The sequence below is a fragment of the Okeania sp. SIO1H4 genome, from assembly GCF_010672695.1.
Lineage (GTDB): Bacteria > Cyanobacteriota > Cyanobacteriia > Cyanobacteriales > Microcoleaceae > Okeania > Okeania hirsuta.
This window is the reverse complement of sequence record NZ_JAAHGB010000068.1, coordinates 1-13,118: the sequence shown is the minus strand read 5'-3', so window position 1 is coordinate 13,118 and position 13,118 is coordinate 1. Positions and strand designations below refer to the sequence as shown.

At 36.1% G+C, this 13,118-nt stretch carries 9 protein-coding genes and 1 pseudogene; 6 read left to right on the top strand and 4 right to left on the bottom strand.

The genetic code is table 11. From position 1 onward, the window contains the following. Positions 1-106: 106 nt before the first annotated feature. The gene (locus F6K06_RS27665; protein ID WP_240038794.1) at positions 107-532 is read right to left on the bottom strand and encodes a Uma2 family endonuclease; all 426 of its coding nucleotides are present in this window, start codon (positions 530-532) and stop codon (positions 107-109) included. Between the two features lie 27 nt (positions 533-559). Further along, positions 560-727, bottom strand: coding sequence for a hypothetical protein (locus F6K06_RS27660; RefSeq protein WP_240038795.1), 168 nt, complete (start codon positions 725-727; stop codon positions 560-562). A gap of 924 nt (positions 728-1,651) precedes the next feature. Between F6K06_RS27660 and F6K06_RS27655 the strand changes: the two genes are divergently transcribed. The 3 genes from F6K06_RS27655 to F6K06_RS27645 all read left to right on the top strand — a co-directional run bounded on the left by F6K06_RS27655 (position 1,652) and on the right by F6K06_RS27645 (position 3,662). Then, positions 1,652-2,383 carry a VWA domain-containing protein gene (locus tag F6K06_RS27655; protein ID WP_124143577.1) on the top strand — a complete coding sequence of 244 codons (732 nt, stop codon included), beginning with the start codon at positions 1,652-1,654 and terminating at the stop codon, positions 2,381-2,383. Positions 2,384-2,546: 163 nt separating this feature from the next. Next, positions 2,547-2,708, top strand: coding sequence for a hypothetical protein (locus F6K06_RS27650; RefSeq protein ID WP_287239958.1), 162 nt, complete (start codon positions 2,547-2,549; stop codon positions 2,706-2,708). Between the two features lie 786 nt (positions 2,709-3,494). After that, complete coding sequence (locus F6K06_RS27645; protein WP_287309055.1) at positions 3,495-3,662, top strand: hypothetical protein; 168 nt, start codon at positions 3,495-3,497, stop codon at positions 3,660-3,662. 40 nt (positions 3,663-3,702) lie between these two features. On the opposite strand, the pseudogene F6K06_RS27640 reads toward F6K06_RS27645, so the two are convergent. Together F6K06_RS27640 and F6K06_RS27635 are read right to left on the bottom strand one after the other, a co-directional pair. Then, positions 3,703-4,644 (bottom strand): annotated as a pseudogene (locus F6K06_RS27640) (sigma-70 family RNA polymerase sigma factor); the annotation flags it as partial. Positions 4,645-4,844: 200 nt separating this feature from the next. Further along, positions 4,845-5,180: a hypothetical protein gene (locus tag F6K06_RS27635; protein ID WP_124143579.1), complete on the bottom strand. Its 336-nt coding sequence runs from the start codon at positions 5,178-5,180 to the stop codon at positions 4,845-4,847. Between the two features lie 1,081 nt (positions 5,181-6,261). Here F6K06_RS27635 and F6K06_RS27630 point away from each other — a divergent pair. The 3 genes from F6K06_RS27630 (at position 6,262) to F6K06_RS27620 (ending at position 12,834) form a co-directional block, all read left to right on the top strand. After that, positions 6,262-6,861, top strand: a complete 600-nt coding sequence (locus F6K06_RS27630) for a DUF4126 domain-containing protein (RefSeq protein WP_124143580.1) — start codon at positions 6,262-6,264, stop codon at positions 6,859-6,861. Positions 6,862-8,156: 1,295 nt separating this feature from the next. Continuing rightward, positions 8,157-9,611, top strand: coding sequence for an NAD(P)/FAD-dependent oxidoreductase (locus F6K06_RS27625; protein WP_124143581.1), 1,455 nt, complete (start codon positions 8,157-8,159; stop codon positions 9,609-9,611). Positions 9,612-10,155: 544 nt separating this feature from the next. Further along, positions 10,156-12,834 (top strand): GH92 family glycosyl hydrolase, encoded by a 2,679-nt coding sequence (locus F6K06_RS27620; RefSeq protein WP_124143582.1) that lies wholly within the window; start codon positions 10,156-10,158, stop codon positions 12,832-12,834. The last annotated feature ends 284 nt before the right edge of the window (positions 12,835-13,118 follow it).

Genomic DNA, 13,118 nt, shown 5'->3' with positions numbered 1-13,118 from the left:
TCGGTAAAAGTCAGTTCCCTAAATCATTTTTCGTACCTTTTTCCTAAAAATCTATTCCCTGTTGCTTTCCGGAACTGTTGCCTGTTGCCTGCTATGTGCAAAAAGTTTATATCTTTTTCACGCCTATGTCTATTTGTCTTTCTCGTTCGGCGTTTTGTCTTGCTTGCTCCTTTTGTTCGAGAATTTCTACATAAGTGGCAAAACGTTCTCCATCGGGTGGATAAATTTGTAATTCCCTACCCTCTTTTTCAAAGCGAATTCCGATTCGAGGACTTATCCAACCTTCCATCACTTCTATGGGAGTGAGAACTTCTCCTCGACACAACCATCCTTTTAATCTCCCTGTGTCTGGGTCATAAACATAATACTGTTGCGCCTTATATTCTGAATAGAACTCTAGTTTTGCTACTTCCAGTTCAGTAATACTGTTCCTAGGAGAAACAATTTCAAACACAACTTGTGGTAAAATATTATCTTCTTCCCACTGTTTATAGGAACTTCTATCTTCTTGAGGAAGAGCGAAAACTACCATCACATCAGCAGTTTGTTTGATCCAAGGTTATTTTTGTTTGGGATACCAGAATAAGTCTCCGACAACAAACACATTGGGGTTGTCTTTATACATACCAGCAATAGTAGTAATCAAACGGAATTGAATTGTGTGATCAGCAAAAGGTAAACCGTCACTCTCTGGATAAATAACTTCTGCTGCAGTGGAGGATGTCATTACAAATAACCTCTTACTTAACTTAAATGTTTATAACTTAACCCATCCTTATAGCTATTCACATTATATTTAGATATTTAGTATAGCACTATAGTTTTAATGATAATTTCTATTTTTTATTATCAATAATAGTACAGATGTATACGAAAGAAAATGTTGATCTTAATAGACATCTCCAGAAAAGAGGGAACAGGGAACAGGAATAAATAATTGACAATTTATAGATCAGAATTGCTTTGATTTTTGATTTTTGGAGATGTCTAATATAAAACCATACTAAAAATTGTATATCAAGTCTGTTTAACGGGACTAATACCAATTCTCAAAAGTATTGCTATACTTAATTAGCCTATAGCATAGCAGTCGAACGAAAAACCTCTCCTTATTTCCCAGAGCAAATATCCTTCCTATTCTTCCAACTCTCTCCTAATAGATTATGATATAGCAGAAGGAAGAAGGAAAAATATTCATTGTCTGAATTCTAAGCTTTTGATATGTCAAATACAGTAATGGCGACTACTATACAGCAAATTTTAAGATAGTGAAGTACAGTTTAAGATTAATCCATAATTCTTATTCATTCCCAGCTCTCAGATCCAGTTTGATCTGTTCCTTAAAAGCATAAAACTTTGTACCTCCAAAACTCGAAAACTGATGTAAATATTCAACCGGATATTATATTACTATAGTCAAAAAAATTAAAGACTTTTCCTTTTTTTTATGATATTTTTCTCAACAACGGTGATGATTTTTACTACCTTTTTGAGTTTTGTTAATTTTAATGAACGTAGGATGAAATAAATTAATTTACTGATATCTTTTATAGTAGCAAAGTTTGGTAAAATATTAGAAATATGTAGATATATCTGCAAAAATATAAGTTATCAAAAACCTGCTGAATTAATCTTACCAAAGGATAAAAATATGCCAATTCCACAAATTTACAATCGCGATGTTTTTATTTTAATAGACCGTAGTGGTTCCATGACAATATCTGATGCTACTACAGGAAACAAAAATCGTTGGCAATATCTTCAAGAAACTGTACAAGGTCATGTATTTGAAATTCTGTCAGAGCAAGATGATGATTATGGAATAATTTGTGATGAGGTAACTTTATATTTTTTCAATCGAAATCAACAACCGACTAAAACTATTTACCTTAGAGATGCTGCCCAAGTACAAGCTGCTTTTAAAGAAAATAGACCTGGTGGTTCTACTTATATTGCTCCTACTTTAAATGAGGCAGTATCTCAGTGGTTTTCTAATAGAACTGATGATAAAGGTGCTTTTATAATTATCTATACTGATGGTCAAATTGATGATAGTAAAGAATTTATTAATGTTATTGGAAAAACTTGTTCTAATATCAATAGTCAAGATGAGATTAAAATTTTAATGATTGGTGTAGGTAGTGATATTGAGACAGAGGGAGCAATAGATTTTTATTTAGGAATTGATTTGAATGCTAATAAATTTCAATCTAGACGAGGAGAAGATTGTAATATCTTTATTTTTGATTTAATAGATGAGGTAATGGATGAGGGTATTATTGCTGCTCTTGAACGTCAACTTGAGGGAGATCCAAGAAAAGGATTAGGTGGTTGGATAAAAGAAAGATATCCAAGTTTATATGGTAAATATTTTGCTTCTTAATATTAAGAAGGAATCAGGAAGAAGGAAGAAGGAAGATATTTCTGAATTTAATTCCTCACTATTGATAGTGCGAAGATGTTTTATCACCACAATCTAAGTTAGACTACTTTTCTTCTTTACTGAAAATTTTGGTTTAAACCCTGCCCTTTTAAGGGGATAAAAAGTGGTCGTTAGCGGAGCTTCCCGTAGGGTGGGATGGCGATCTTCGGAGCGGGTCTGCACTCTTCGGGTCTCCTCGCCATATCCAATCAACCAAGAGAAAGAAAATTCTGCATCTTCTCGCTTCCCTATTGCAGGAGGTACTGATAACGTAGTTCCTCTGTAAAGAGGCTAATTGTTAACGTTTACGCAGGATTCCCATAGGAAAGTTCCTCCGGCAGTAGGTTAACTGAATTGACTTTCTCCTAAATACTGACTACTCATTACTTATTTATTCTGATATTTATAAATTTGTGCAATATTTGTAAAAAATTCTAAATTTATAGATGAAATTATGAAATTTTTACCCCTATTATCTCATACTATAGCAATCATATTTCAGTTGTAATATTTTAGTATTAATTAGGAGTCAGGAGTCAGAATATAAAAGGACTTTGATTGGTATTAATTGTTATTAAACATCTCATAAATCATTCCTGATTGCTATATAATGCTGTGAATATTTTCTACAAAACCATGAAGAGGATTGCTATAAATTGCTGAGTTAATTTGATATTAATTTATACATTTCTTACCTTTCTTACCTTTTAGATAAAATTTATATTGTGTTTTAAATCACATAGTATATATACTATAAGTCACATTAAATCAAGAATATAAATCACAGTTATTTCAGTAAAAATACGGAAAAATAGAATTGTCAATTTTATTCTCATCCGAAATTTCATGTATTAAGACTGAAGCAGAATGTAGTAGTTAATTAATTATGTCAAAGTGTGCTGAAATACTTATTTGTAATTCTATGGTACTAAAGCTGATCGCTCCATAATCAATTTTCTAAATTAAGTAATTACCCTGACCGGATTTATCAGCATATCTATTGAAAGATTTGTTAATTTTTGTAAAGAATAAATATTGACTCAAAATTCATGCTAATTATATCAATCAACCAATGAACAAAGAAAAGTTAGAGCAGTTGAATGCATTAACTAAAATAATGATTGTCAGTTTTCTGTGGCATGGTTCTGGTTTAATGAAATCTAGTCAACCTACTAAAACGGAGCAGAACACTACAAAGCCATCTCAGGCAGATGAAATAAACCATCCTGAGCAAAAATAATGATGATGTGGGTGTTGCTGAACTAACACCACATTATTTCCTAAAGAAGATATTCTCTCAAAATACGATTACGTTTTGGGTCTTCCAACTTTTTCAATGCCTTAGCTTCTATTTGTCTAATTCTTTCTCTCGTTAAATTAAAAGTATCACCGATTTCTTTCAGGGTTTTTTCTTGACCATCATCCAATCCAAATCGCATTTGTAAGACATTTCTTTCCCGTTCAGTTAAAGTGTTGAGAACAGTTTCTACATCTTCTTGTAGGCAATTTTCAAAGACATATTTTGCTGGTGTTTCTCCATCAAATTCGATCACTTCCTTATAGATGGTATTTTCTCCTTTGCCTATAGGAATCTCTAAAGATAACGTTTCTTGAGCGCATTCTACAATAAATCGTAATTTCTCTGTGGTCATTTCCATGCGTGTAGCGACTTCTTCAGCAGTAAGCAGACAACGTTCCATTGACATCTGTTTAACTGTTTTCTTAATTTGGGAAATGGTTTCATAGAGATAAACTGGTAAGCGAATGATCCGAGAATAGTCACAAATAGCTCTAGTAATAGCTTGTCTAATCCACCAAATACCATAAGTAGAAAATTTATAGCCTTTTGTATGGTCAAATTTTTCTGTGGCACGAATTAATCCTAAACTACCTTCTTGGAGTAAATCTTGGAAGTCTAATCCACGGTTTTGATATCGTTTGGCAATTGATGTCACCAGTCGCAGATTAGCTGTGACCATTTTATTTTTGGCCTGTCTACCTTGCTGGAGGCGATCGCGCAATTCTGATGTACTGATTTTTGCAGCTGTCGCCCATTCTGTTTCATTAGGCGATCGCTTGAGTTGTTTCTCTAAATTTTCACGAATTTGTTCTAAAGCTGATAATTCATCAATTTGATGAGCTAAATTAATTTCTTCCTCAGCACGCAAGCGAGGTATTTTATTAATTTCTTTGTGATAAAGTTGAATGGAATCTTCAGTAAATGTTGCGGTTGGCGGTTCTAAATCTTGGTCGTAGCTACGTTCAGCAGGTTCTTTATTGGTAAATTCTTCTGTAGATTCCCAATCATTTCGGGTTATATTTTCTAGCCAGTAAGTATCATAATAAGTAGGATTTTTACAGTCAATTAACCACCATTTAATTGTGATACTTATATTTTCTATTGTCTGAAGAGCAACTATTACTAACTGATGATAGTTTTTTGTACAAATGAGTAATTTTTTTTTTTGCTTTTAGGGATATTTTGGGAAATAGTTATTATTTTTTCTTGAAGTTTACGGTTTGTTTGAAATTCTGCTTGTAGCAACTCCAACAAAAATATTTCTAAACTACCTTCTTCATCGCTATGAATTTTGTAAACATTATCAATAAATCCACTGCAAGAAGTTGGTAATTCTAGCTGTTCAATCTCTAAATTTCCCAGTTGTAAATTATAGCCAAGTTTGTTAAACAAAGCTACTATTTTTTTCGGGCTATTAATTTTTTTTAGATCGTCTATTTCTAATGAATGCCCTATCATTATCATCTGTCTCCACAATTAATTTATGTTAATATGTTGAGTCTTTAATATATTGCGATTAAAAGCGTTATTCTGTCTGTTTTTTTCAAGCTTGGTAAATTTATAATAAACATTTTTTTGTGTTTTATGAATAGATAGTTGTGGTTTTTGAGAATGATTGCTTACTTTCCCCTAGTTATTCCAAGATTCAATTCAAGTAAAACTTTACACCGATCTAAGATAATTAGCGATCGCGCTTAATCATACCTATCACTATCATCAAAGAGGTTGATGAATTTAGACTTCTTTATATCATATATCTTCTTTTATGTCAATCTTTATTTTCAAATTCTTGATATTATGATGTTTTTAGGTGATCAATCAAAATTATATTTAAATATCATATTTAAAATGCTATGTCAAATTTTTATCATCTTGACTGATATGCAAAGGAAACAATTAGGATGATTATTTATACAGCATGAGATGAAAATTATGGGATAATACCAGTCTGATAAATATTTGCTACAAATAGCTAGGCTATTTCTTAGGAGTCAACCCACCCCTAACCCCTCTCAGGAAGGGAGTCAGGAGTCAGGTAGAGGAGACTTCGGATTGGTGAGGTACAGAATGAATGGCTTTGATATTATTTTTTAGGTCGGAACTTATCTTTTTAGTCAAAAGTGGATCTCCAAAAAAGTCTTTTAATTACTCAAATTATTCGTAACATTCTTGTTGGAAAATGGTATAATAGGCAACAGGGAAGAGAAAATAAAGATTAATGTATAGCAGTCGCCATTACTATATTTGAGATATCAAAAGCTTAAAACTCAGACAACGCAAGATTTTTCTTTCTCTCCTAGATAACTAAAGCCTTCTTCCTTCTGCTATAAAACTGTACCTTACCATCTTGAACAGTGCGGTATTTATATTGAGTTTAAAAATAGTTTTCAACATTAACATTAAAAGATAATTTGTCAATCTTGATAATATATATTTATACATCTGCAATCAGCAGAAAAAATATTGAAGTAATGAATAATTATTAAATAACCACCAGCAAAATTAACAGTTTTTATGAGGAAAAATTAGGAATAAAATTATGGAAACTTTATTAGGTATTTGTCTAGGTGTAGGTTTAAGTGCAGCTTGTGGTTTTCGCATATTTGTACCTCCTTTAGTAATGAGTATTGCAGCACAGTCAGGAAATTTACAAATATCTTCTGATTTTGCCTGGATGGGCACCCCACAAGCAACAGTAGCTTTCGGAGTTGGTGCATTTTTAGAAGTTGCAGCTTACTATATTCCTTGGGTAGATGAACTACTAGATATTGTCGCCACTCCAACAGCAGTTATCGCAGGTACAATCATCACAAGTTCATTTGTGAGTGACATGAGTCCAATGCTACAGTGGACGATCGCTGCGGTCGTGGGAGGGGGTGCTGCGGGAACAGTGCAAGGTTTAACAGATGTGACCAGATTAGCATCTACAACTCTCACCGGAGGATTTGCCAATCCTGGAGTTTCCACAATGGAGTTATTAAGTTCCTCGGTGTTGTCAATTTTGGCGATTTCTGTACCAGTGTTCGCAGCTTTCCTCGTATTTGTAGTGATTGGGTTACTATTATCAGGGGTGAAAACTTTGCATCGAAAGTTGAGGCAGAGAAATAATACAGAAATACCACCGACAGAAATGGAGTAATGACTTGTACCATGTCCGGTTAAACAGTTATAAATAAATGACAGAGGAGTCAGGAGTCATAATTGAGGAGGGAAAGCGTTGTATAGAGTGCAGGATGAATTTTAGACTGGGAAACATAGGAAGTGTAAAAACATTCAATTGGATTTACCGAATAATTAAGGTAAAAATCCTCTCCTTTAAAGGAGAAACAAGCGGTCGTTCGCGACAGCGGAACGGAGTTCTCTCTTCGCAGCTTCCCGTAGGGTGGGATGGCGATCTTCGGAGCGGGTCTGTAAGAACGGGTCTCCTCGCTGTCCTCCAATCGACCAAGAGAGAAAATATTTTCCTTTTATTCAATCCTCTTCCTTTTAGGGAGAGGTAATTATCAATTATCCATTATTGAACTTCTCCCAAAAGTTTCATCCCTTGATTCACCAATTCCGGAGGGAAAAAAGAAGACGAGAAGGAGAAAGTTTTTTGATCGCGCTCTTATCTGGACATGATATTAGTTGACAATTTACTAGGACTTACGCACCTGCAATGTATTTTCGTCCGAAGCGACCGATAGGGTTTGCGCAGCAGTCCGGAACGGAAAGCAATCTCAAATCCTAGTTTTTCCTACTTCATGCGTAATACCAAATTGATAAATGTTTGCTAGAAATAGCTAGGATATTTCTCAGGAGTCAGGAGTCGTATGGGAACGGCTTTAATACCTTTTTTTCGGGCATAATATCATGTCCGTTGGTATCGTTTGTGTAAAAGTTAGCGTGGATATTTACAGGAAATTTAAGTTTTTTTCTTGCTCAATTACCTTCCTGTTTGTTGCCTGTTGCCAGATGATCTGTTGCCTGTTGCCTACCTTTTCTATACAATACCGATGCTACCGGACATGATATAAATTATCTTTTTTGTCAAAGGGACATCTCCAAAAAAGTCTTTTAATCACGCTTATTATTCGTAACATTCTTTTTTCACGCTTGGTATAATATCACGTTCCTCCTCCAGGGGAGCTACGAATTGCGGACGGGTCAGTTATAAATAAAATTTAAGAACTGACAGTACCGAAGAAATACTGAAATTATCTTGACTTTTCTTCTTTCCTCCTTTCTTCCCTCCTGACTTCTGACTCCTGACTCCTCAGTAAGTCCTGTATAAGTATTCAACGGAACATGATATAAGTCCTATTTACACAAGAAAACAACTTTATCAAAAATACTTTTGAGTAGTTCCTCCCTTGGAAAATCTCTCTTTTTTTTTGAATAAAGGGACTCTTACAATTGTTGTATACTTTTTCTAGTCATTATTCACATCAATCTATGAAATCAGAAAACTCCAGTCCAAAAATTGACTATGATGTAGCAATCGTTGGTGCGGGACCAGTGGGATTAGCAACTGCCCTCGGTCTACGCCAACGTGGGATCGAAAATATTATTGTCCTCGACCAAACTCGAGCTTTCCGTAAAGTTGGTCAGAGAGTCGATCTTTTACCAAATGGCTTAAAAGCAGTTAAATATATTGATAGGCAAGCTTACGAAAATATTAAAGAAACTGGTCAAACATTCAACAACCCACCAGAACCTAACCCGGAAAGTGAATCCAAAAAGAATCAGCCTTCGCCAGAATGGACAACCCGAAATGTCAACGGGGAAAAAATCCGTTCATTTGTCCTGAAATATGATGAATGGTTTGATAAGTACGGGGAAGGTCGAGTATCAATTTCTTGGTACAATTTACAGACTCAATTGAGAATGCGATTACCAAGCGATCGCCTCAAAATTAATCACCGTTGTGTTAATGTAGTTGCCGAGCCAGAATTGAAATGTGTTCGAGCTGATTTTATTTCTAATCAGGGGGTAGAAGCTAACCCTTATTCTCACTGGGAAAATAAACAGCAAGACGATCAAACTAGCACTCTAAGTTCCTCCCCATTACCACAATCGGAAATTATCTCAATCCGGGCTAAACTATTGATTGCAGCAGATGGGATTAATTCTACGGTGCGTCAGGTAATCTACAAAGATACTCCATATAGTGCATATAGAAAACCAGAATATTCAGGTATTGCTGCTATTAGCAGTGGGGGAGCGAATGAGATTCCAGAAACACTGTCACAGGAAATTCAGGAGCAGTTTCTTCAGAATTCGCGAATAGTAACGATCATGAATGACCAAATATCCAAAGATTCTATAATAAACGAAACCACCGAAATGATCTTATTTTCCCGTCAACCAGGTCAATTTGGATATCTAATCCACGCAGCTTTACCTTTAGAATTATTAGCAGGAAAGTCAGGAAAAGAATTAATTAATATTGCCCTAAAAGAGTTGAAAAAAGCTAACTTTCCAGAAATGATTCAGCAGTTGGTGGCTTTATCCTCCCCAGAGCAGATTCTGTCACGTCCGTATTATCTTCACCGTGCCACTGTTTCTGGGTCAGAGCAACCAAAGTGGAATATAGGGAGGGTTGTATTGGCGGGGGATGCTGCCCATGGAATGCCACCATTTATGGCTCAAGGTGCTAACCAAGGACTGGAAGATGCTGCTGTCATGGCAACATTGGTGGCTGAAATTGGTAAGCAAAATCAGTGGGATGATATAGCTGCTATAGAAGCTGCGTTTAGTAAGTATGAACGTTTGCGTCGTCCACTGATGGAATTGGTTCAACAAGCAACACTAACCAGACTACCCCTTACTTCAGAAGAGTATGGGCAGGAATACGCTCAACAAATTTATGCTCGTAATATTGACGAAATTATGCAAACATTGTTGTAAAGGTGGTAGCAAGTTAGGTAATCCTGTATAGTAATGGTCAAGTTATATCATGTCCTGGTTAAATACTTATAAATATATGTCTCCGAATGGGATATTCCTTCAAGATAGCTTCAGTTGAACATTTTTATTATAATTAATCATCCGGACATGATATTACATTTCATTAACGCATTCTACAAAAGCTATCCAAGTTTTGATGATATTAATTTAACTGTCGATTAAAAATTCAGATAGTTGTTATAATAGCAAATTGATTTATTACCGGGACTTTAACAAATATGATCAGAGGCGATTATGTCTGTAGAATTACAAATAGGAGTTTTTACTCAGTTCCATGGGGAATTTTCAGTGCCTATGGTTTTGTTGCGAATGTCGCAATAGGAGTTTTTACTCAGTTCCATGGGGAATTTTCAGTGTCTGTGGTTTTGTTGCGGATGTCGCAATAGGAATTTTTGCTCAGTTTCATCGACTCAACTATGTAGCAATACTATTAAGATAAGAAACGGTATAACTTTATTTTTCTTGCTACTTCCTTCCCCAACTTATGATCAATATAAACAAAGCAACTTCAAACAACCTCAAATATGTCAACCCCCTAATAGGTACGGGAGGTCATGGTCACACCCACCCAGGGGCAAGCGTTCCCAATGGTTTTGTTGTACTTGGTCCCGATACCAGAGTAGAAGGGTGGGATGCCAGTTCCGGATATTATGATAGCGATCGCAGTATTTTCGGTTTTTCCCACACTCACCTCAGCGGTACGGGTATTGCAGACTATGGGGATATTCTGATTTTGCCAAAAATTGGTACTATGATACTCGAACCGGGAACTCTGGAAAACCCAGAATCAGGTTATCGGGAACGCTTTGATAAAAATTCGGAAACAGCTTCTCCTGCTTACTACAAAGTCAAATTAAACTCAGGAATACAAGTCGAACTCACAGCTAAACAACGGAGTGGTTTCCACTACTACACTTTTCCCGAAAATGCTAAAGTTAACCTGCTCATAGACTTAGTTCATCGTCGAGACGAAAACACTCTCTCTGCTAGTCTCAAAGTATTAGACCAATACACCATTGTTGGCAGTCGCATCAGTCAAAGTTGGTCGCCGGAACAACGAATTTATTTTTATATCAAAATAGATAAACCACTGCAAAAAATATATATTTCCACCGATGGAAAAAATCTGAATCAACTCAAAAGTGCTAATAACAAACATATTCAATCATATTTGGAATTAGGGCAAATTTCTCATCTCAAAGTACGCATTGGTATTTCCGCAGTAGACATTAATGGAGCGCAAAGAAACCTCGCCAAAGAAATTCCCACCTGGCAATTTTACGAAACAGTTGACTCCAGCAAAGAACTCTGGCGTGATAAACTGGCAAAAATTGATATTGACACTAAAAACGAAACAGATAAAATCATTTTCTACACTGCTCTCTACCATACTTACAAAGCTCCACATATATATATGGATGTAGACAAACGGTTTCGGGGAGCAGATGGACGCATTCATACCGCCCGAGGTTTTACTAACTACACCCTATTTTCTTTATGGGATACATTTCGCGCTCTCCACCCATTGATGACTATTTTAGAACCCTCAGAAACCAATGAATATATCAAATCTATGTTGATACATTACGACCAAGTGGGTTCCCTACCAAAGTGGAAACTAGGAGAAAAAGATGTTAAAACAATGGTTGGTCGTCATGCTATTAGTGTTATTGTAGATGCTTTTACCAAAGGTTTGAGGAACTATGATAATTGGTGGGCATTGGGAGCAGCGATCGACACTATGAATAGAGAAGAACCAGAATTAAATGCCTATCGTAATTATGGTTTTGTTCCCTCAGACGTTAATGTTAATTGGTCAGTATCGCGGACTCTAGAATTTGCCTATAATGACTGGGCGATCGCTCAGTTTGCCAGAATTTTTGGAAATATTAGTCTGGCAGAAAGTTATGAAAAACGCTCCCTCGCATACCGTCAAGTATTCGACGCGAGTCAAAAATTAATGCGCCCCAAACGTAGGGATAGTAGTTGGGATAATTTCGATCCCTTTGCAGCAGCATGGGAGTCTCCTTTTATTGAGGGTAACTCCTGGCAATATACCTGGTTTGTACCTCACAATATTCCCGACTTAATTCAACTCATGGGTGGGAAGTCAGCATTTTTAGCACAACTGGAAAAACTATTTTCCCTGGATAGTAGTCAAGGAAATGAACTACCCGATATTACAGGATTAATTGGACAATATGCTCACGGGAATGAACCCAGTCATCACATCTGCTATCTTTTCAATTTTGTTGATCGCAACGATCTGACTCGTGCTTATGTCAAACAAATACTTACCACAATGTACAAAGCTACACCAGATGGCATCATAGGCAATGAAGACTGCGGACAAATGTCAGCTTGGTATATTCTCAGTGCTTTGGGTTTATATCAGGTGACTCCGGGTACGCCAATGTTTGATTTGGGATATCTACATTTTTCTCAAGCAACTATACATTTGGATAATGGCAAAGATTTTGTTATTCAAAAAGGTAATCATCCAGAACCATATTTACTCAATGGTCAACCCGCGTCAGGGTGGCAAATTTCATATCAAGATATTATGAATGGTGGTATGTTGAGTATTTCCTCACCAACACCAATAAATTCACCAACCCCAACAAATGTAATGCAATGGTATAACCAACCCCCTGTCTGGAGCGACCAAAATGGAGTAATTCAAGTTACCACAGGTGCAAAGACAGATTTTTGGCGAGTGACTCACTATGGTTTTATTCGCGATAACGGTCATTTTTATTATCAGAATATTACAGGTGACTTTACCGCTCAAGTCAAAATTACTGGTGAATATCAAGCATTATACGACCAAGCAGGTTTAATGGTGCGTTTGGATGAAAAGACTTGGGTAAAATGTGGCATTGAATTTGTAAATGGCGTGCAACAAGCGAGTGCTGTGGTGACTAGAGAATATTCTGACTGGTCAGTAGTGTGGTTGTCGGAAAACCCCGAAAGTATTTGGTTGCGGTTAAAGCGGAGTGGAGAAACGCTGGAAGTAGAATATTCTCTGGATGGAGAGAGTTATAGTTTGTTGAGACTGGGTTATTTGACTACGGCAAATGAGTTGCAAGTCGGTTTAATGTGTGCTTCTCCTGATGGGGATGGTTTTTCTGTTGTGTTTGAAGAATTTAGACTGTTTGATTAGAGAAACCTGAAGACGGAAGAGGGAAACAGACAGAATATTTGTTCAGAAAGTAGGTGGTGGCTACATTTTTATTCATCGAATGTTAATGGAACATTTTGCTCACATGACTCGGTGAAACTTGCTGCCGATTCCTCTAATTTTGGCAAAAGAATATATAATTTGAAGAAGGAGACAGGAGACAGGAGACAGGAGACAGGAGGAAAATTACATGGGGATTCTAACCCCAAGTAATTTTGAACACCGTGTAGACGGTGGGGTATTAAACCCACAAAGAAAATGATAAA